The sequence below is a fragment of the Nonomuraea sp. NPDC049624 genome (genome assembly GCF_040675255.1).
Lineage (GTDB): Bacteria > Actinomycetota > Actinomycetes > Streptosporangiales > Streptosporangiaceae > Nonomuraea.
This window is the reverse complement of the sequence record NZ_JBFAOR010000003.1, coordinates 326,690-345,861: the sequence shown is the minus strand read 5'-3', so window position 1 is coordinate 345,861 and position 19,172 is coordinate 326,690. Positions and strand designations below refer to the sequence as shown.

19 protein-coding genes are annotated in these 19,172 nt (G+C 72.5%); 11 read left to right on the top strand and 8 right to left on the bottom strand.

Annotation, left to right across the window (positions count from 1 at the left end; all coding sequences use genetic code 11):
- Positions 1-25: 25 nt before the first annotated feature.
- Positions 26-1,081, bottom strand: coding sequence for an LLM class flavin-dependent oxidoreductase (locus AB0J76_RS13140; RefSeq protein ID WP_352324709.1), 1,056 nt, complete (start codon positions 1,079-1,081; stop codon positions 26-28).
- A gap of 55 nt (positions 1,082-1,136) precedes the next feature.
- Positions 1,137-2,222: a helix-turn-helix domain-containing protein gene (locus AB0J76_RS13135; protein ID WP_352324710.1), complete on the bottom strand. Its 1,086-nt coding sequence runs from the start codon at positions 2,220-2,222 to the stop codon at positions 1,137-1,139.
- 100 nt (positions 2,223-2,322) lie between these two features.
- Here AB0J76_RS13135 and AB0J76_RS13130 point away from each other — a divergent pair, with 100 nt between their 5' ends.
- The 4 genes from AB0J76_RS13130 to AB0J76_RS13115 all read left to right on the top strand — a co-directional run bounded on the left by AB0J76_RS13130 (position 2,323) and on the right by AB0J76_RS13115 (position 6,190).
- Positions 2,323-3,549: an MFS transporter gene (locus AB0J76_RS13130; protein ID WP_352324711.1), complete on the top strand. Its 1,227-nt coding sequence runs from the start codon at positions 2,323-2,325 to the stop codon at positions 3,547-3,549.
- A 52-nt stretch (positions 3,550-3,601) separates the two neighbouring features.
- Positions 3,602-4,123 (top strand): carbonic anhydrase, encoded by a 522-nt coding sequence (locus AB0J76_RS13125; RefSeq protein ID WP_352324712.1) that lies wholly within the window; start codon positions 3,602-3,604, stop codon positions 4,121-4,123.
- 113 nt (positions 4,124-4,236) lie between these two features.
- Positions 4,237-5,031 (top strand): helix-turn-helix domain-containing protein, encoded by a 795-nt coding sequence (locus tag AB0J76_RS13120; RefSeq protein ID WP_364389488.1) that lies wholly within the window; start codon positions 4,237-4,239, stop codon positions 5,029-5,031.
- Complete coding sequence (locus AB0J76_RS13115; protein ID WP_352327526.1) at positions 5,021-6,190, top strand: cytochrome P450; 1,170 nt, start codon at positions 5,021-5,023, stop codon at positions 6,188-6,190. Before AB0J76_RS13120 ends, AB0J76_RS13115 begins: the two co-directional genes overlap by 11 nt.
- Here AB0J76_RS13115 and AB0J76_RS13110 read toward each other — a convergent pair.
- The gene (locus AB0J76_RS13110; protein ID WP_352327525.1) at positions 6,180-7,655 is read right to left on the bottom strand and encodes an SDR family oxidoreductase; all 1,476 of its coding nucleotides are present in this window, start codon (positions 7,653-7,655) and stop codon (positions 6,180-6,182) included. The genes AB0J76_RS13115 and AB0J76_RS13110 overlap by 11 nt on opposite strands.
- Before the next feature lie 198 nt (positions 7,656-7,853).
- Here AB0J76_RS13110 and AB0J76_RS13105 point away from each other — a divergent pair, with 198 nt between their 5' ends.
- Positions 7,854-9,104, top strand: a complete 1,251-nt coding sequence (locus AB0J76_RS13105) for a deoxyribodipyrimidine photo-lyase (RefSeq protein WP_352327524.1) — start codon at positions 7,854-7,856, stop codon at positions 9,102-9,104.
- Between the two features lie 15 nt (positions 9,105-9,119).
- On the opposite strand, the gene AB0J76_RS13100 is transcribed toward AB0J76_RS13105, so the two are convergent.
- Together AB0J76_RS13100 and AB0J76_RS13095 are read right to left on the bottom strand one after the other, a co-directional pair.
- Positions 9,120-9,377, bottom strand: a complete 258-nt coding sequence (locus tag AB0J76_RS13100; protein WP_352327523.1) for a DUF3303 family protein — start codon at positions 9,375-9,377, stop codon at positions 9,120-9,122.
- A gap of 186 nt (positions 9,378-9,563) precedes the next feature.
- Positions 9,564-10,151: an XRE family transcriptional regulator gene (locus AB0J76_RS13095; protein WP_352327522.1), complete on the bottom strand. Its 588-nt coding sequence runs from the start codon at positions 10,149-10,151 to the stop codon at positions 9,564-9,566.
- Positions 10,152-10,285: 134 nt separating this feature from the next.
- On the opposite strand from AB0J76_RS13095, the gene AB0J76_RS13090 reads away from it, so the two are divergent.
- Positions 10,286-11,107 carry an MBL fold metallo-hydrolase gene (locus AB0J76_RS13090; protein ID WP_352327521.1) on the top strand — a complete coding sequence of 274 codons (822 nt, stop codon included), beginning with the start codon at positions 10,286-10,288 and terminating at the stop codon, positions 11,105-11,107.
- Positions 11,108-11,163: 56 nt separating this feature from the next.
- On the opposite strand, the gene AB0J76_RS13085 is transcribed toward AB0J76_RS13090, so the two are convergent.
- Both AB0J76_RS13085 and AB0J76_RS13080 read right to left on the bottom strand, forming a co-directional pair.
- On the bottom strand, positions 11,164-11,325 hold the full coding sequence (locus tag AB0J76_RS13085) for a hypothetical protein (RefSeq protein WP_352327520.1): 162 nt from the start codon (positions 11,323-11,325) through the stop codon (positions 11,164-11,166).
- Between the two features lie 77 nt (positions 11,326-11,402).
- A complete protein-coding gene (locus AB0J76_RS13080; protein WP_352327519.1) occupies positions 11,403-12,332 on the bottom strand; it encodes a zinc-binding dehydrogenase in 930 nt (309 codons plus the stop codon).
- Positions 12,333-12,407: 75 nt separating this feature from the next.
- Between AB0J76_RS13080 and AB0J76_RS13075 the strand changes: the two genes are divergently transcribed.
- Positions 12,408-13,052, top strand: a complete 645-nt coding sequence (locus tag AB0J76_RS13075) for a TetR family transcriptional regulator (RefSeq protein WP_352327518.1) — start codon at positions 12,408-12,410, stop codon at positions 13,050-13,052.
- A gap of 237 nt (positions 13,053-13,289) precedes the next feature.
- On the opposite strand, the gene AB0J76_RS13070 is transcribed toward AB0J76_RS13075, so the two are convergent.
- Positions 13,290-17,024: a hypothetical protein gene (locus AB0J76_RS13070; protein ID WP_364389483.1), complete on the bottom strand. Its 3,735-nt coding sequence runs from the start codon at positions 17,022-17,024 to the stop codon at positions 13,290-13,292.
- A 203-nt stretch (positions 17,025-17,227) separates the two neighbouring features.
- On the opposite strand from AB0J76_RS13070, the gene AB0J76_RS13065 reads away from it, so the two are divergent.
- From AB0J76_RS13065 to AB0J76_RS13050, 4 genes are all read left to right on the top strand, one after another.
- Positions 17,228-17,659, top strand: coding sequence for a hypothetical protein (locus AB0J76_RS13065; protein WP_352328183.1), 432 nt, complete (start codon positions 17,228-17,230; stop codon positions 17,657-17,659).
- A gap of 196 nt (positions 17,660-17,855) precedes the next feature.
- A complete protein-coding gene (locus tag AB0J76_RS13060; protein WP_352328184.1) occupies positions 17,856-18,095 on the top strand; it encodes a hypothetical protein in 240 nt (79 codons plus the stop codon).
- Positions 18,096-18,326: 231 nt separating this feature from the next.
- Entirely contained in the window at positions 18,327-18,812 is a 486-nt protein-coding gene (locus AB0J76_RS13055) for a hypothetical protein (RefSeq protein ID WP_352328185.1), read from the top strand.
- 36 nt (positions 18,813-18,848) lie between these two features.
- Entirely contained in the window at positions 18,849-19,142 is a 294-nt protein-coding gene (locus AB0J76_RS13050) for an NUDIX hydrolase (RefSeq protein WP_364389794.1), read from the top strand.
- Positions 19,143-19,172 lie beyond the last annotated feature (30 nt).

Here is a 19,172-nt window from a genome sequence, read left to right as displayed (position 1 = left end):
CCACCGCGCCCAGGAGCGGGTCCGCTCAGGTGAGGAGTTCGGCCAGCCGGGCCATCTCGGCGGGTGGGTCGACCACCGGCTGGATGAGCAGTTCGTCAACGCCGGCCCGTTCGAGGGTGGCGATGCGGGCGCGCAGGTCGTCGGGGGTGCCGACCAGAGCCAGGGTGTTCATCAGCGAGGGCAGGATCAGGTCGCGATCCTCCGGCGCGATCCGCCCGAGGTAGCCGGGGTAGAGCTTGGTGTGCCGGTCGGGTGCGGTGGCGGTGGTGCCGCGCCGGCCGAGAAGCCGCCGTACGGCCTCGCGTTCCTCGGGGCCGAGACGCTCGGCGAAGGCGGCCGTGTCGGCGGCCGTGTCGGCGGCGAAGGTCAGCAGTGACAGGACGAGGTGGCCGGTCGCGTCCCTGGCCGCGGCGCCGCCCGGATCCTCGTCCTCGTCCAGTACGTGCAGCGCGGTGACCACGTAGGAGGCGGGGTCGCGGGGCGCGCCGCGGGCGGCCTGGCGGCGGGCGTCGTGCAGGGCGCGCCAGGCGGCGGGGTCGAGCAGGCCGAAGGAGATCAGGCCGGTGCCGCGGCGGCCGGCGACGGCGGCGGCCTTCGGCCCGGTCAGCGCGGCCACGACGAACTCGATCGGGTCGTCCGTGTGCACGTGCGCCCCGGCGTGCAGGAACCGGACGTCGCAGGCCTGGTCGCCCTCGCGGTACTCGACGCTCCGGCCGGCGCACAGGTCCTGCAACGCGGCGATGAAGCTCTCCGTCGCCGCAACCGAGGCCGGCCGCATGCCCAGCGTGCGCCGGGCGGTGTTCCCGGTGCCGACCCCGCAGCTGATCCGGCCCGGCGCCAGGGCGTTGAGGCTGGCCAGCCCGCTCGCGGCGGCCGGGGCCGAGCGCAGCGCCGGTGAGGTGACGCCGACGCCCAGCCTGATGCGGCTGGTGGCCTTGGCGCACAGCCCCAGGGCGACGAAGGGATCGCCGTGGACCATCGGGCTGTCGTTGACCCAGAAACTGTGCAGGCCCAGCTCCTCGGCCCGCACGGCCAGCTCCTCCACACCGGGCTGGGCGGCGACCACGACACCTGCGCGCATCAGACCTCCACGAAAGGGCCGTCTCGAACGTACTCAGCCTGACAGCCGGAGCCGCTCAACGCAGCACGGCCGTCAACAGGTCGGCGCCCAGCGCCGTCAGATCGGGGACATTGACGGTGTAACGCACATAACGGCCGTGCCGCCGGGCCGTGAGCAGGCCCGCGCGGCGCAGGACGGCGAGGTGGCGGGAGACCTCCGGAGGTGAGAGTTCCCAGGCGTGGGCCAGCTCACCGGTGGTGTGCGGGCCGCGGGCCAGGGTGCGCAGCAGCCGCAGCCGTACGGGATGCGCGAGCGCCTCCAGCCGCAGCGTGACCGTCTCCAGCGACACCGGCTCCGACGGGCCCGCCTCGGCCACGGGGTACTGCACCACCGGCTGCCATCCGGGCGCGTGCACCACCACCAGGTGCGGGCGGCCGAAGACGCTGGGCAGGAAGGTGACCCCGGCGTCGTGCGCGGTGGTGGCGTTGTCCTGCAGTTTGTCCACGATGATGCGGTTGCCGTCCGGCGCCAGGGTGACGGCGCCGGAGACGGACGCGAGCGCCGCCCCGATGCCCTGGCGCTTCAGCAGGTCCTTCTTCAGGCGCAGGTCGGCGGCGAGTCGCGCGGCGACGCCCGTCCAGGCGGCGTCGAAGAACGCCTCGGCGCACTGTTCGAGGGTCTCACGCACCCGCGCCCGCACGGCTGCCGGGTCGGCGAGCAGCCGTTCGGCGAAGGCCTCCTGGAGCGCGCCGCGAGCCTGGGCCAGGTCGAGGGCCCGCTCGCGCGCCGCCGCGTCGGTGAGCGGCGAGGGCGCGGCGAAGTGCACCCGGTTGCTGCCGCACGTGGTGATGAGCGCGGCGGTCACGTAGTGTTCGTCGTCGATGCGGTCGACATCGTCCAGCTCCTCGGCGAGGGTCGGCCGGGGACGCGCGGGGACCAGGAAGTCGGCTCGTGAGGAACGCCAGAGGAACTCCGCCTCCCTGAGCCGCTCGGCCAGCTCCGGCCGCAGCCCGGCCCAGACGTCCCCGGCCCAGCCGGCGAGCTGCGGGTGATGCCCGGGTTCGGCCAGCACGTGCAGCATCGCGGTCAGCTCGGCCAGCGGGGAGGCGGCGAACCGCAGCCGCCCGGACGGCGGCCCGCCGATGTCGATCCTCAGCGTCATCCCCCCATCATCCCTGGTCGGACGGCCGACGACCGCGCCGATTGACGGTGTCCGTCAACTGACGGAGCCACCCCCCGCGGCCGGACGCATGGTTGACGCCATGGCATCCACCACCACGATCCGGCCGCGCGCCCTCGTCCGCGCCTCCGGAGGCCCCCGCTACGCCGTCGCCCTGGCCGTGGACGCGCTCGGCACCGGCCTGCTGCGGCCCTTCCTGCTGCTCTACGGGGTGACGGTGCTGGGGCTTTCCGCGCCGGTCACCGGCCTCGCCATGACGGCCGGCGTCGTCGTGGGCCTGGTGTGCATGCCCGCGGTCGGCCGATGGCTGGACCGGGGCGCACGCAGCGCGGTCGTGGCGGCGTCGATGCTGGTGCGGGTGCTGGGCGTGGCGCTGCTGCTGGCCGCCCCCGCGGGGCACGTCTGGCTGTTCGCGGCGGCGGCGCTCTTCCTCGGCATCGGCAACCAGGCATGGCCGGCCGCCCACGCGGCCCTCGTGGCCACGGTCGCCCACGGCCGCGAACGCGACGCCGCCCTCGCGGCGGGCCGCGCCCTGCGCAACGCCGCTCTGGGCGTGGGCGCCCTGCTCGCCACCGCGTGCCTGTCGGGCGGCGCCCCTGCGTTGCGGGTGCTGGCGGCCGTCACCGGGCTCGCATATCTGGCGGCGGCGGCCTTGGCGTGGTCGGTGCGCCTGCGCGCGCGTCCGGCCGCCGCCCCGGCCAAGGACATGGCCGGCGGGCCCGCGCCCCGGATGCGCGCGCTGCTGGCCGCCAACGTGGTCTACGTCTTCTGCCTCAACGTCCCCGAGATCGCGGTGCCCCTGGTCCTGGTGACGCAGATGCACGCGTCACCGGTGTGGCCGGCGGCCGTCTTCGTGGCCAACACGGTGCTGGTGGTCACCTTGCAGGTGCCGGTCACCGTCCTGCTGTCCCGCTTCTCCCGGCGGACCGTGCTGGCGCTCGCCGGTGTGCTGCTCGCCGCGTCCTACCTCGGGTTCCTGGCGGCCACGTCCCTGGGGCCCGGCTGGGGTGTCCCGGCCGTCGCCATGGTGTCCGTGGTCTGCACCATCGGCGAGATCATCTACGCCGGCAGCGCGACGGCGCTCGTCACCGCCCTCGCGCCGGCCCATCTCCTGGGACGCGCCCTCGCCCGTTTCCAGCTCTCCACGGGCTTCGGCCTCGCCGTCTCCCCTGCGGTCATCACCGCCCTCGCCTCCCACGGTCCGGCCACCCTCTGGGGCACCCTCTCCACCGCGACCCTCCTGTCCGCCTCCGCCGTCGCCGAACGCAGGGGGGCTACACAGCGGGGCAATAACATGTACAGTCAGTAGGGAATGTGGACTATGACCGCGGGTCCCGGCACGTGACAGGAGGACGTCCCCCATGAGCGTCACCGACCAGCTGATCGCCAACTCCGAACGCTACGCCGCCGCCTTCGACTCCGGCGACCTGCCGCTGCCGCCCGCCCGGGGCGTGGCCGTGGTGGCCTGCATGGACGCCCGGCTCAACGTCTACGGCCTGCTCGGCCTGCGCGAGGGCGACGCGCACGTGATCCGCAACGCCGGCGGCGTCGTCACCGCCGGCGAACGTCGCAGCCTGGCCATCAGCCAGCGCCTCCTGGGCACCCGCGAGATCATCCTCATCCACCACACCGACTGCGGCATGCTCACCTTCACCGACGACGGCTTCAAGGACGACATCTACCAGGAGGTCGGCGTCAAGCCCGACTGGTCCGCCGAGGCGTTCCAGGACCTGGAGGCGGACGTGCGCCAGTCGGCCAGGCGCATCCTGGCCGACCCGTTCATCCCGCACAAGGACTCCGTCCGCGGGTTCGTCTACGACGTCACCACGGGCCGGCTGAACGAGGTCAAGCTGGACGCCGGTCCGCACATCTCGTCCGACTGACCAGGTGAGGATCCGGCCTGCCTCGCCGGGTCCCGCGGCGGTGGCGCCTGTCGGGCGTCCCGCGGTCCGGTTAATCGGTGGCGGGCGCGGCGGTCGCCCGGTTGACTGCACGGGTGACCGCGTTGCCCGTGCCCGCCGACCTGGCCCACCTCGTGGCCGGGATCTGGGTGCTGGGCGGCGACACCGTGCCGGGAGGGTTGCCGTACCCCGCCGTCGACCTGCTGGTCATGCCGGACGGAGGGTGCCGGCTGGCCGGTCCGGAGACACGCGTCCGGCAGGGACGGTTGCCCGGGGGCGGGCCCCTGGTCGGGGTGCGGCTGCGACCGGGGGCGGTGACCGGGCTGTTCGGGATCGCGGCCGACGAGGTCCCACTGGCCGGAACGCCCATCGACGCCGGGCGGCCGCCGAGGGCGCCCATCGACGTCGGGCGGCCGGTCGGGTCAGAGAGCGGGCGGCCGGCCGGGGCGGTGGGCGAGCGGCTGGCCGGGGCGCTGGCCCTGGTACGGGCGCGCGCCGGACGATGCCGCGTCGACGAGCGGGTGCGCGTCGTACTGGCGGCGATGCACGCGGCGCCGGGTGCGCCGGTGGAGCAGCATGCCGTCCGGGCCGGATTGTCCGAGCGGCAACTGCGACGGCGGTTCGGGGTGGCGGTCGGGCTGCGGCCCAAGTCCTACGCGCGGGTGGTGCGGCTGCACCACGCGCTCGCCGCCGCGCGCGCCGCGCTGGCCAGGGGCGAGCGCCCCGACTGGGCGGCCATCGCCGTGCGCAGCGGCTGCTACGACCAGTCGCACCTGCTCGCCGAGTTCCGGCACGCGGTGGGCGCGCCACCGACCGCGCTGCTGCAGGGTGGCCGTTTTCTCCAAGCATCGGCCGGCCGGGGGGCAACACACTCGACGCATGACCGATGACGTCGTCAAGGAGATCCTCGACTGGTACCGGCAGACCGCGCAGGACGGTCTGGCCGGGGACGGGGTGCGTTTCGCCGAGCCGTTGCAGAGCTGGCTGGTGCACGGGCACACCGAGGTGAAGCAGGTGCTCACCGACCACCGGACGTTCTCGTCCGACGAGCTGCGTCACAGCGCGGAACCCCCGCCGCACCGGGACAACCCGATGCTCGGCAGCCTGTCGGCGATCGACCCGCCCCGGCACCACCTGCTGCGCCGGCTGGTCAGCCGGGCCTTCACGCCCCGCGCGATCCAGTCGTTGCTGCCCTCGATCACCGACACCGTACGGACGCAACTGGCCGGCGTGGACGGCGAGCTGGACGTGATCGGCCGGCTCGGTCATCCGTTGCCCGTGCGCACCGTCGCCGCGCTGCTGGGCGTGGAACCGGACCGGCAACCGGACTTCGTGCGCTGGACCGAGGCGATCACCTCCTTCGCCGGCGCGTTCAGCGAGGACCCGGCGCGCCGGGCCGCGTTCCGCGCCGCGCACGCCGAACTGGCCGAGTACTTCGGCGAGGTGTTCGCCGAGCACCGCGCCCGGCCCCGGGGCGACGTGATCGGCGCCCTGCTGGCCGCCGAACCGGACGGCAGCCGGCTCTCCGACGAGGAACTGCTCGACTTCTGCACACTGCTGCTCGTCAACGGCCACGAGTCGACCAGGACCCTGCTGGTCAACGCCGTGTTGTGCCTGGCGGCCCACCCGGAGGCGCCGGCCCGGCTGCGTGCCGCCCCTTGGCTGGTGCCCGCCGCCGTCGAGGAGGTGCTGCGTTTCCTGCCCCCGGTCGGCGGCACCGACCGGTTCACCACCGGCCCGGCCCGCATCGCCGGGCACCCCGTCGAGGCGGGCCGGCGGGTGGTCGCCATGGTGCTCTCGGCCAACCGGGATCCCCGGGTGTTCGCCGAGCCGCACGTGTTCCGGCTCGACCGGACGCCCAACGAGCACCTGTCCTTCGGCCACGGTGTGCACTTCTGCCTCGGCGCGCACCTGGCCCGGCACGAGGTGGCGATCGCGGTGCACGCACTGCTGCACCGCTTCCCGGGCCCGTGGTCGCTGAGCCGGATCGCGATCGGGCGCACCCCGGTCGGCATCGACGTGCTCGATCTGGCGCTGGTCAGCTCGTAGCCGCGGACCGGTCCCCGCGGCGGGCCGCGGCGGCCACGTTCACCGGCATCCGGCCGAAGATCAGACCGTGGAAGGGCGAGATCCCCCACCAGTACAGATGGCCGAGCAGGCCGTGCGGATGAAAGATGGCACGTTGCGTGTAGATCGTCCGGCCGCCGGAGCGGGTGACGCCGAGCTCCAGCCAGGCCAGTCCGGGCAGCCGCATCTCGGCGCGCAGCCGCAGCAGCCGTCCGGGCAGCACCTCCTCCACCCGCCAGAAGTCGATCGAGTCGCCCACCCGCAGCCGGGCCGGATCGCGCCGGCCGCGCCGCAGCCCGACCCCGCCCACCAGCAGATCGGCCAGGCCCCGCAACTGCCAGGCCACCGGCAGCGAGTACCAGCCGTTACGGCCGCCGATGCCCTCGATCACCTGCCACAACGCCTCCGGGCTGGCCTGCACGGCCAGGCTCCGGTCGTCCACGAACAGGCTGCCGCCCGCCCAGTCGGGATCGGTGGGCAGCGGATCGCTCGGCGCGCCCGGCGTGGACGCCGAGGACCAGCGCGTGGCGACGTCGGCCCCCTTGATCTTCATCAGCGCCAGCGACACCGCCTGGCGGAAGCCGACCAGCCCGCCCTCGGGGTCGGGGACGTGGCGGGCGATGTCGTGCTCGCCGCACACGGCCTCGTTGCGCAGCGACTCCACCAGCGGGCGGGCGATGCTCGCGGGGACGGGCGTGACCAGCCCCACCCACAGGCTCGACAGCCGGGGGGTGAGCAGCGGCACCGGAATGATCAACCTGGGCGGCAGCCCGGCCACCGCGGCATAGCCGTGCATCATGTCGGCATACGTCAGGACATCAGGCCCGCCGATGTCGAACCCCCGGTTGACCGTCCCCGGCACCTGCGCCCACGCCACCAGATAACGCAGCACGTCCCGCACCGCGATCGGCTGGGTACGGCTGCGCACCCAGCGCGGCGTCGTCATCACCGGCAACCGCTCGGTCAGGTAACGCAGCATCTCGAACGAGGCCGACCCCGACCCGATGATCACCGCGGCCCGCAGCACCACCGCCGGGACCGCGCCGCGCAGGAAGATCTCCCCCACCTCTGCCCGCGACGACAGGTGCGGCGAGAGCCGCTCGTCCGCCGTCAACCCGCCCAGATAGACGATCCGCCGCACGCCCGCTTCGGCCGCCGCGGCCGCGAACGTGCGCGCCGCCAGCCGGTCCCGCTCGGCGAACCGGCCGCTCGTCCCCATCGCGTGGATCAGGTAGTACGCGACGTCCACCCCGTCCAGCGCACGGCGCGTGCGCTCGGCGTCGGTGGCGTCGGCCTCGACGGCCTCGACCTGTTCCGCCCACGGCAGGTCGCGCAGGCGTCCGGCCGAGCGCACCATGCACCGCACGTCGTGACCGGCGGCCAGCAGCTCGGGCGCCAGCCGCCCGCCGATGTACCCCGTCGCCCCTGTCACCAGGCACACTGCCATGCCCACGCACCTTCCCCATCCCCTGGGCCTCATGCCGGAGCGGTCCGGTCATCGTGCGCGTGCGGGCGCGGCCGGCTGGGCATCTGTGAGGCATGTCTGAAGTGCACGATCGTGACTGCCTGCGCACCGGACCGGCCGGCGCGGCCACGTCGTGACTCGACCCGCGACCGCATCCGGTCTCGTCGTGAAGGGACGTCGATGGACACGGTGATCGTCCTGTTCAACAGGGACCTGCGGGTGCACGACCACCCGGCCCTGACGGCCGCCTGCGAACGCGCCCGCGCCGTGCTCCCCCTGTTCGTGCTGGACGACGCCGTCCCCGCCGGCCGCCGCCGCGGCTTCCTGCTGGAGTGCCTGGCCGACCTGCGGGCCTGTCTCCGGGAACGCGGCGGGGACCTGGTCGTCCGGCACGGCGACGTCGTGACCGAGACCATGAAGCTCGTCCACGGAACGGGAGCGGCGGCGGTCTTCGCCAGTGCCGACGTCAGCCTGCTGGCCAGGCGCAGGCAGGACCGGCTGGCCCGCGAACGGCTCTGCTACGAGCTCTTCCCCGGGGTCACGGTGGTGCCGCCCGGCACGCTCACCCCGTCCGGGGGCGGGGATCACTACCGGGTCTTCACGCCGTACTGGCGCGCCTGGAGCGGGCACCGGCGCCGTCCGCTGCTCGCGGCCCCCCGCCACGTGCCGACGCCTCACGACCTCGACGCCGGGCGGCTGCCGCGCCCGGCCCGGCCGGAACCCGTGCCTGGCGGCGAGACCGCCGCCCGCGACCGCGCCCGGCAGTGGATCCGCCGCGCCCTGCCGGGGTACGCCGACGGCCACGACGACCTGGCCGGTGACCGCACCTCCCGGCTGAGCCCGTACCTGAGGTTCGGCTGCCTGTCCCCGCTGGAGCTGGCCCACCTGGCCGCGGGCAGCGAGCCGTTCGTCCGCCAGCTGTGCTGGCGCGACTTCCACCACCAGGTCACCTTCGCCTTCCCGCGGATCAACCGGGACGACTACCGCCCCCGCGGCCACCGCTGGCGCGACGACGAGCACGCGCTGCAGGCCTGGCGGGAGGGCATGACCGGGCTGCCCGTCGTGGACGCCGGCATGCGCCAGCTCCTCGCCGAGGGCTGGATGCACAACCGGGCCCGCCTCATCGTGGCCTCCTACCTGGTCAAGGTCCTCGGGATCGACTGGCGGGCCGGCGCCCGGCACTTCTTCGAGCACCTGCTCGACGGCGACGTGGCCAACAACTCGGGCAACTGGCAGTGGATCGCCGGCACCGGCAACGACACGCGCCCCAACCGCGGCTTCAACCCGCTGCGCCAGGCCCAGCGGTACGACCCGGCGGGCGACTACGTGCGCCGTCACGTCCCCGAGCTCGCCGGCGTGCCCGCCGCCCACGTCCACCAGCCGTGGCTGCTGGGCACGCCCCCGGCCGGTTACCCGCGTCCGATGCTCTGACCGGCGACGTCCGGATCAGCCGTCAAGGGCGGCGGCGGTCGCGGCTCCGGGCGCCACCGGCACGATCTCGAACTCGACGAGGTCCGACCACTCGGCGACCCAGCGTTGCAGAAGTGCGATGTCGTCACATTCCATGAGCTGGAAGCAGCGGCTCAGATCAGCCGTCACCCAGCTGGAGACGAACACCAGACCTTCGCCGGTCATGCGGCCCTTCTCCCGGAACCGCCGGTAGACGGCCTTGGCGTCCTGGCCGCGGAATCGTTCGATCACCATGAACACCATCAGTCCTCCGACGGCTCCTCGTCCGGGACGGGCCGGAAGCCGGAGCACAGGATACGCAGCCAGGCGATGCGCTCGCCGGGGTCGTCGGCGTCCCAGTGGGCTCCGGGGGTGAGCGCCTTGAAGTCGACGGGGTCGCCGAGCAGGGCGTGCAGCGTGTCGTGCCTTCGCCCCGGCCGATCAGGTTCGGCGGGAGATGAACATGATGTACTCGCAGGGAGCGTTCGTCCGGTTGGCGAAGCCGTGGTCGGCGTCGGCCTGGAAGAACAGCGAGTCGCCCGTCTCCAGGGTCTCGTTGATCCCGCCGATCGCGACGGTGAGGGTGCCTTCGAGCACCACGAGCTGCTTCTCCGTACCCGGCGGGTAGGCGGGCAGCAGCCCGGTGGACACCTGGGCGGGGAGGTGGTGGAAGACCATCTCGGCCCCTCCCGCGCCCGGGGCCGCCGACACCATGTGCCGCTCGAAGCCGGTCTCCGGGTCACGGAACACCGGACGGTGACTCCTGCGCATGACGACGGCCACGCCGGACGCGGCCCCGGCCGGCGCGCCGATCAGGTCCGACAGCGACGCGTCGAGCGCGTGGGCGATCCTGGAGGCGACGCCGATCGTCGGGCTCTTCTCACCGCGTTCGACCTTGGACAACATCGCCCGGCTGACCGACGACTGCGCGGACAGCTGTTCCAGCGTCAGGCCCGCCTCCTCGCGGCGTCGCCGCACGTTGACGCCGAACGCACCGGCCAGGTCGTCACCGTGTTGTGGTTCTGCCACGTTTCCGTCTTTCTCGACCACCGTGCTCCTCGATCGATCCGTACCTCGCTGTCCCACAGTGTAGGGTTTCTCCTAAAGAAGACAGAGTCTTCTATAGAAGACGGGCGATGTGCGCCCGACATGACGGAGGTTCCATGCGTTTCAGTTCGGGTGGCCGGCTCCATGCCACGTTCGAGTTCGGCGAGCTGCAGGTGATCTCGTTGCGCGACGGCTACATCGACATGCCGCCCACACGGCTGCGCGACGAGGACGGGCGCCCGCTCGGCGAGCTGCCCGCCGCCGTCCCGCTGGCCGGCGACAACCTGCGGCTGTCGGTCAACGCCTTCTACGTCACCGACGGCACCCGGTCGTTGCTCATCGACACCGGCGCGTCCGATGCCTGGCACGACCCCACCATGGGCCTGATCTACGACGCGCTCGACGAGGCGGGGGTCGACCGCGCGGAGGTGACCGACGCGGCCATCACCCACAACCACGAAGACCACGTGAGCGGCCTGATCGCGCCGGACGGCTCGGAGGCGTTCCCCAAGCTTGAGCGCGTGTGGATCGGCGCGGGCGACACCTCGGTCTTCGGCGGGCGGCGGCTGGAGCCGGTCCGCGACCGGGTCGTGCCCGTGTCGGAGAAGGTCGCGATCAACGAGTGGGCCACGGCGCTGCCGACGCCGGGCCACACCCCCGGGCACACCGTCTACGAGATCAGGAGCGGCGCCGGCCACCTTCTCGTCTGGGGCGACACCGTGCACGTCCCCACGCTGCAGTTCGACCAGCCGAAGGTGTCCTGGGAGCTCGACGGCGACCAGTCCCGCGCCCGCGCCGCGCGAGCGACGCTGCTGGAACGACTGAGCCGGCCGCACCACTTCGTGGCCGGCGCCCACCTCGACTCACCCGGCATCGCCCGCGTGACGCCCGCCGGCGAGGGTTACGCGCTGGAGTACCTCGCACCGCCGATCGGCTGACCGGGCCCGCCGGCTCCGGGCCGCGCCGGCGATGCGGCAGCCGGCCGGTCCGGCGCTCACGCGTCGGTCACCACGACGTCCTCGCTCCTGACGAACATGACGCGGTGGCCGAACTGGATCTGGTGGTACTCCTGGGCGCCGCGGACCACCCGGTGCTGCGTGGTCCACGTCCGGCGGGTACGCCGCCTCGCATGGATGCGGGCCCAGCTGGAGGTCACATGTCATAGCTTTCCGCATTCTTTCTGGAGACCCCGGACCCCGCACGGGCTCTCCGCCTTGCTCGTCCGGCCCGCTCTCACGCCAGGTCGAGGACCGCCTTGCCGTGCACGCGGCGGTCGAGGAGGGCGGCCGCCGCCTCGGCGGCCTCGTCCCAGCCGCCGCGCCAGGTGATCTCCGGGCTCAGCCTGCCGCCCGCGACCTGCCCGGCCAGCCAGGTCAGGTCGCGGTGCAGGCCGTGGCAGTAGAGCAGGTGGAAGGTCACGAGCGAGCGGTCGTGGCGGTCGGCGCCGCCGAACAGCGCGCCGAACGGGAAGCTCTCGCCCTCGCCGGTGGAGTGTCCGACGGCGACCAGCGTGCCGCCCTCCGTGAGCTGGTCGAACGCCTCGACCAGCGGGACGCCGCCGAGCAGGTCCAGGACGCCGTCGAGCCGTCCGCCGCTCTCGGCGGGGGCGGCGACGACCTCGTCCGCGCCGAGCGCGCGCAGCCCGTCGCCGTGCCGGTCCGGGTCGCCGGTGGCGGCGATGACGTACGCGCCGCCGAGCCGGGCGAGCTGCACGGCGTACCGGCCGACGCCGCCCGTCGCGCCGGTGACCAGGACCCGCCGCCCCAGGATCGGTCCGAGGCGGTCGAGCGCGCGCAGCGCGGTGGCGCCGGCGACCGGGATCGTGCTGATCGCGCCGGGGTCCGCGCCCTGCGGCACCACCCCGATCCGGTCGGTCGGGACGGCCCGCAGCTCGGCCCACCCGCCGTCCCAGCCCAGCGTGACCACGGGCGTGCCCACGGCGGGCCCCGAGCCGTCGGCCGCGGCCTGGACGACGACCCCCGCCGCGTCCCAGCCGAGCACCGTGCCCTCGGGCGCCTCCTGCAGAGCGTGCCTGACCTCGCCGTAGTTGAGCGACGTGGCGGTGACGCGGACCAGCGCCTCGCCGGGCGCCGGCACCGGGTCGGGCGCCTGGCCCGCCCGCAGGCCACCGGGAACGGAACGGTCGACGATCAGAGCGCGCATGACGACATCCTCCAAAGTGCCACTGAGTGGCATAAGCCTATAGGAGGCATATGCGCCCCGGATACACTGGGGACGATGACCGCCGACCTGCTGCCGCTCCGCGAGCGCAAGAAGCTCAAGACCCGGGCCACCCTGGTGGACACCGCGCTCGCGCTGTTCACCGAGCGCGGCTTCGACCAGGTGACCCTCGACGAGCTGTGCGCGGAGGTCGAGGTCTCCAAGCGCACGTTCTTCCGCAACTTCGCCAGCAAGGAGGAGGTCGCCTCCGCCCCGCTGGAGGCCCTGTGGACCGCCCTCCTCGACGACGTCGAGCACGCGCCGCTCGGCGGCGGCCGTCCCGTGCTGGAGGTGCTGCAGGAGGCGATGCTCGCGGCGGTGCGGCGGATGTCGGCGGAGGGGCCGGAATGGGTGGCCCGCGTGCGGCTCAGCCAGGAGCTGTCGCAGCGCACGCCGTCCATCGCCGCGCACGGGCTGCAGTTCTGCGACCGCACCAGCGCGGCCTTCGAGGCCACCCTGCGCAGGCGGCTCGGCCTCGGCGACCGCGACCCGCGGCCCAGGCTGGCGCTCGACCTGCTGGTGGCGGCCTTCCACGCCGCCTTGCGCGGCTGGACCACCGCCTCACCGGACCCCACGCTCGACGACCTGCTCGCCGAGCTGCGCACCGTCTTCGCGGCCACGCCGCAGGCGGCGACGTTCACCGGCGACGAGCCGCCCCGCTGAGCCCCCTGGACCGGCAGGTTCAGGCCGGCTGACCCGCCCGGCGGCGGAGCCCGTCGTCACGGTGTTCGGCGCGGCCAGGCGCGCTTCGCGCGGACCGGCCCACCAGGTCCTCACCGAGGGGGTCACCGCGGCCTTCACCGCCGCCGCCATCCTCCTGGCCCTGACCATGAAGAACCGACCGGCTCCCACCGCCGCGGAGGAGCCCACCCGATGACGTGACCGATGTGAAGCCGCGCCTCATCGGGCGTCACGGCCACAGGTGGGCCGGAAGGGGTAGCCCGGGAAGTAGGTGGCCCACTTCTCCGGCGTGAGGCCTCCGCCTGCCCGTTGGCAGATGGTGGCGGCCGCGGCCGCCGGGGTGAGGTCGAAGCGCTGGTAGGGGATGCGCTCGGAGGCGACGTAGAGGGCGTTGTCGTGCAGGGTCATGGCCAGGACGGTGCTGCCAGGAGCCGTGATGGGAGCTCCCATGGGTTGCCGGGTGTCGGTGTCCCACAGCTGGATCGCGCCGTTGGTCATCCCGACAGCGAACACGCGCCCGTCCGGGGAGAAGGCGAGGGCGCTGACGTCCGCGGCCAGGGCCGTGGACGTCAGGGTGCCGAGGTGCCGTTGCACTGTGCCGTCCCAGAGCGCGGTCTGCCCACCCCCGCTGCCGACGGCGAGGAAACGTCCGTCAGGGCTGAAGGCCAACGCGCCGGCCACACCGGTCCTGCCCGCACGGCGGATCGGTGTTCCGGTGGCGAGATCGGCGACGTGCCCCTGCGTGGTGACCAGCAGCCGCTCGGCGGGGTCGACGGCAAGGCGGCCGGTGATGCCGGGCACGGTCGCGGAGACCCGGCCTTTGATCGGATCCCAGACGGCGATCGTCGTGACGGCAGAGGGAAAGTCGGCGAAGGTCACGCCGCTGATCAACAGGTTGCCGCCCGCGAAGGCGAGGTCCTGTCCCGTCGGCAGGAGAGGCGAGCTCGCGCCGACGCGCCGGCTGTCGAGATCCCACATCCACGCCTTGAACGACGGGGCCTGAAGGACGTCGCCGTAGGCCAGGACCCGGCCGTCACGCCGGAAGGCGGCGACGGCGCGGCATCCGGGCCCTCCTGAGGTGGTCGCCGGACAGGGCAGCGGCGGTGGGCCGGGAAGGCGCTGCCCGCTGGTGCCGTCACGTAGCTCCACGCGGTTGTCGTAGGTGACGGCGAGGCGCCGACCGTCGGGGCTGAAGGTCGCACCCGTCGCGAGGTCCTCTCCCCAGCTGCTCTCCGAGGCGGCGTTGAGTCGAAGCGTGCGGACGGTGGCCGAACCGGTGAGCGCCCCGGCCAGGTAGCGGATGCGGTCAGCGGCCGGGTCGATCCTGAGGTCGAACGCGCGCTCGCCGCCGAGAGGGTGCCGGAACAGCAGTTCGTCGGTCTGGCCCGACCGCCATACCAGGAGCTCGTCCATGCCGGCCGTGGCCAGGAAGGAGCCGTCCTGGCTGAATCCGATCTCATACACGTCCGGCGCCGGGAGGGCGGGGGCTGGCCTGCCGTCGGGCAGGTGCCACTGCCGGACCCGGCCGTCTTCGGCCAGCAGCAGGCGTCGCCCGTCCGGGGCCAGGAACAGGCGTTCTTCCCGGCACTGTTCGGCCGACAGCGTCGGCGCCCAGGACGCCGTGATCTTGTGGCCGTCGTCCAGGTTCCACAGCTGGAGCGGCGCGCCGGGCACGCACAGCGCCATGATCTTGCCGTTCGCGCTGATCGTGGCGTCGGGAGCGCCGGTTTCCATGCGCTCACGCCCTCGCACGCGTGCCATGGCCTCCGCAGGGGCTCCTCCCCCGCGGTACAGTCCTGGCTTCTTCCGGGAGGTGCTCACCTCCAGGACCTTCTGCCGGGCGAAGGGGTTCCATACGCGGACGCGGTAGCGGGAGCCGTCCGCCTGGTAGACGATGACATGCCTTCCGCTGCGGCTGACCTCGGCACCGAGGTTGGTGGTGTCCAACGGCGAGAGGTCGTAGCGGCCGGTGACCATGTCGAACAGCGTCACGGTCGAGTTGACGGCACGAACGCCCAGGAGAGGTAGCAAGCGGGCATCGCCCATACCCAGGGCGACTTGTGACAACTCACCTGACATCTGGCCGAGAGTGGTAAGAGTGGCTCGTCCGGTGTCCACATCCCAGCGCGTGATTTCGCGGTCGCCGACGCTGACGAGGAAGTGGCCGTCGGTGCTGAGCCAGCGCAAGGCGTCCGGGGCGAGGTCGGGGTCGGTGAAGGTGTCCTGCTGGGGCTGACGGCCGGCGGTCAGCAGCGCGCCGCGGGTCTCTGGCAGGTCGGCCAGGCGCCAGGCGGCGAGGCTGAGCTGCATCGCCAGGCGCGGGTCGGACTGGCGCAGGCTCTCGGCGGTGCCGATCATCTGGCGGGCGTACGCCTCGCGCTGCCGTCGGCTGCTGACGGTGTTCTGCTGCCAGGCCAGGGACGCGGCCACCAGCGCGAGCGTTGCCACGACCGACAGGACCAACGTGCGCAGGCGGCTCCGGCGGCGTGCGGCATGGTGGGTGGCCGTGCTGGCCTGGAGAAAGTCCCGCTCGTCTGGGGTGAGCGTGTCGAGGTGGCCGGTGAGGTGTTGGCGGGCGGTGGCCAGTTGCAGTCCGCGGTAGAGGGTGCCGGGGTCGCGGGCGTGGTCGTTCCAGGCGGTGGCGGCCTCGGTCAGGCGGCGGTGGACGCGTAGCCGTTCGCGGTCTTCCTCCACCCAGTCGCGCAGGCGGGGCCAGGCGGTCAGGAGGGCTTCGTGGGCCAGGTCGGCGGTGTCGTCGTCCAAAGTGATCAGACGGGCGGCGGCCAGGCGTTCCAGCAGGGCCGGGCCCGGGTCGTGCGGGTCGCCGGTGAGCAGTTCGGCACGCCGTACCGGGCGGCGGGTGTCCTGCGCGCCGGACTCGCCCGGCGTGACCAGGCGCAGCAGCAGCTCGCGTAACCGCAGCCGCTCGACAGCGGTGAGATCGGCGTACAGGGTTTCGGCGGTGTGGGCGACCGCGCCGTGGATTCCTCCCGTGGCCTCGTAGTCGGCCAGGGTGAGTGCCTTGCCGTGGTGACGCCGCCAGGTCTCCAGCAGGGCGTGCGACATCAGCGGCAGCCCGCCGGGCTCGCCCGCCACCTCCTCGATGACGGTCGCGGTCAGTTCACGCTGGACGATCAGCCCGGCGGCCCCCGCCGGTTTGACGATCGCCTCCCGCAATTCCGGCCGGCTCATCGGGCCGACCGGGACCGTGGAGTCCCGGACGGCCTCCATCAGGGCGGGGTGGCGGGCGCAGTGGTCGAAGAAGTCCGCGCGGACGGCCACGACCACCCGGCCGTCCTGATCATCCTTGCTCTTGCCGACCAGGGCGTCGATGAACGCCTGCCGTTCGTCCGGGTCCTGGCACAGGGTGAACGTCTCCTCGAACTGGTCGACCACGATCACCTCCTCCCCGCCGGCGTCCGGCAGCGCCGCCCGCGGGCGGGCGCCCGGCGTGACCACCCGCACCGCGCGCGGCCGCAGTCTGGGCACCAGCCCCGCACGCAGCAGCGAGGACTTGCCGCAGCCCGACGGGCCCACCACCACGACCAGGCGATGCGCCTCCACCAACTCGGCCACCCGCTCGACCAGCGCGGCCCGGCCGAAGAAGTACGCCTGATCGGCGGTCTCGAACCTGGCCAGCCCCCGATACGGCGCCCGGCCCTCACCTTCGCCCGAGCCGGTGGCCGCACGGGCCGCGGCCAGAGCCTGCTCCCACCGGGCCCGCCACTGCTCGACGTCCCCGCCGCACGCCTGCACATAGGCCAGCGCGACCGGCAGCGTCGGCAACCGGTCTCCCGCCGCAGCCTGCGCCAGCGTGGCGGCCGAACACGGCACCCGCGCGGCCATCGCCCGATACGACGGCCCACCCGCCTCGTGCCGGAGCTTGCGCAACTCCACGGCGAAGGCGGCTACCGGGCCGTCCGCCGGATCGACCGGCCGTTCACGACGCCCCACACGATCCCCCATATCCCCGAATACGGGCAAACCAGCACAACGTACCCAGCCCTGTGGAGACGATCAAGTTTTGTTCAGGTGGCGAATCGGGGTTCCAGACAATGCAGCCGCCACCAAGACTGGCCCCTGCCTGCCGTTATCCGCTCGGCGGGCCGGCCATTTCACGCCCTGGGACCACCCGGGCAACAATGCGAGGAGAAGTCATGCTGAAAAGGTTCATCCCGGCAGCCGTCGCCGCCGCCTCTCTGGCGGGGCTGGCATTCGCGTCACCGGCGAACGCGGAAGCGATGTCCGACAACCTGGAGTACGGCTGCGCAGCCGGAGACTTCTGCATGTACTCGACAGAGGTCATCTCCGCAGGCACGAAGATCGGCATCGGCCGGGGCGAAGACTACGGGCCGGTCAGCGTGGCCAACAGCCAGTACAAGGGCGTCCGATCCTTCTTCAACAACGGCACGCACGACCCCTATGACTATGACTACGTCCTTGTCACATACGTCTACTCGAACGGCGCCGAGTACTCGAAGTGCATCCCCCGCGCCCTGAACGGCGACCTCAAGCGGGGACACAGGACGGTCGATTCTCCCGTGACCGTCACCTGGATCCAGTGGAGAAGGGAAGGCTGCGCCAAGTAGTCCGCAGCCGCCGATATCCCAGCAGCACCCGGGGCCGGTCCGACGCCACGGAGGCCGTCGGACCGGCTGGTGGGGCCGCGCGACCCGGAACCGACCGGACCGGATCGCCGGCGGCCCCCCGTTGGGCACTGAATGCGTACCCACGCCGAGGCACGAGCGGAAACCCGCATCAAGAGTGGTGACGAGAGGTGATGGCATGACCAGGACAGCGCTCAAACTGGCCGCGATCGGGCTGTTGGCCGCAGCCGGACTCGCCCTGGCCGCCGGCCCGGCAGCCGCCAAGGACGACTTCTACCCCAGCACCGGCGGGATCGCCCCGATGGGCGACGACTTCTGGCCCCACAGCGGTGGGATCGCCCCGAAAGGAGACTATTACCCCAGCACGGGCGGGTTCGCGCCCATGAAGGAGGACTTCTACCCCGGCGCCGGCGGGTGAGCGTCGGCCTGGACTCGCCCAGACCGTGAGCAAGGCCAGGCTCGCGCGCCGTCCAAGGGTGTGAGCCTGGCGCACATGGCCCCGGAGCGCGGCCCGAGGGGCGCGGGGCCGCCAGAATCGCTCAGCTGAGCCCGGACTACGTCTTTGCCGACGCCGCCAGCCGGGTATGTGGTTGCCGAGCGACATCGATCGGTTCCGCACTGTAGCGATCACGGATATGGCGAGGGCATCATGGCCACCAAGACAATCGACGTTTCTTTGGCGACCATTCACAACGTAGGCACGCGCAGCGTCTCGCCGAAAGGTGCCATAACCGCCAGAATCGTCCGCGCCGTAGACGACGAACAAACCTTCGAGGCCGAGGAACTATATCTGCGCCTCAACCTGGAAGAGCCGATTCATCCAAGCGGCGCGACACGCATCAAGCCAGGCGAGAGCCTCACCTACAACGTCACGAAGCAGCTCACGGTTTCGCACTTCGAGCAGGAGACCGAAGGTCATCTCAACCAAATGCTGGTATTCAACCAGAGCCTGGAAGAACACATAGCGTTCCTGAACGAAGACCTTCCTTATCAAGGCCCCTTCAACCGCAAGGTACGCTTCGATGAGATCGACGGTTTCCAGACGATCGAGTGCAACTATCACGCCTTCACTGAAGATGTGGACGCAAAAATCCTCGTGACCTACACGGTGAACCTTGTTTCTTCGTCCGGATGACCGGACGCGCCCGGTTTTCCAGAGTCGGCGGCCCGCATTCGCCCGCCCGAACCGCTACCCGGACGGCAACGAAGACGTCTGGGACACCTCGCGGGCGGCGCGACCGTTGCCCTCACCGACGATGAGCAGGTGACGCCGGCCATGCAGTACCGGCCGGGGCCTGGACGCGTACTGCTGGAGTTGCCGGGCGGAAACGCGGACGGGGACGAGCCGGTCGAGGCCGCGGCGGCTCGGGAACTGCTGGAGGAGACCGGCTACGAGGCCGCGACGCTCGGACCGGTCATGCAGACATTTCTGGCCTTGTACGCCCTACATCGCCGCCACCCCTGATCGGGTGAGCCCGATCAGCTGCTTGGGGCG